The organism is Aquidulcibacter paucihalophilus (genome assembly GCF_002105465.1).
Classification (GTDB): Bacteria; Pseudomonadota; Alphaproteobacteria; order Caulobacterales; family Aquidulcibacteraceae; genus Aquidulcibacter; species Aquidulcibacter paucihalophilus.
The window spans coordinates 1-479 of the sequence record NZ_NCSQ01000006.1 but is presented as its reverse complement, the minus strand read 5'-3'; the positions used below and the strand labels follow the sequence as shown (position 1 = coordinate 479).

The following is a 479-nucleotide window of genomic DNA, read 5'->3' as shown; positions in this document are numbered from 1 at the left end:
AACACGCCTCTGGATCAGATACTTTGTCCACACGGCCTAGCGTCCTGACCGCACTCCTGCTAAGAGCCAATCATCGTCAAAGCGAGTTATTGATCTTTGGTCTTGATCTCGGCATGCCCTCCTAAAGTCGACGATGTTTGTCGCATTGGCCTGATCCACGATGTTGCTTGGTCTCCGTTGATCGGTCTGACTTGCCTCGTCTGACCTTGTTGTNGTTACGCCCCGTCGCCACCGCGACCCCCGGACCGGGACACCAACGGACGGGACAGCTTCAGACCAAACGGAGAGACCATCATGGATAAGGCCAATTTCGAAATCGTCGGAAACGTCGGCAAGATTGAGATCAAGACCTTCGGCAAGACCGGCAAACTCGCAACCCTCAGCGTCGCCACCTCCGAGCGCTGGAAAACCGAAGACGGCACGCAAAAGGATCGCACATACTCACATGAAATGTGTCAATGACCAAAGTTGGGTTTTTA

The 479-nt window shown here is 53.8% G+C and carries 1 protein-coding gene; it reads left to right on the top strand.

From position 1 onward, the window contains the following. The first annotated feature begins 294 nt into the window (after positions 1–294). Positions 295–462: a single-stranded DNA-binding protein gene (locus B7364_RS17765; RefSeq protein ID WP_157893375.1), complete on the top strand. Its 168-nt coding sequence runs from the start codon at positions 295–297 to the stop codon at positions 460–462. Positions 463–479: the final 17 nt, after the last annotated feature.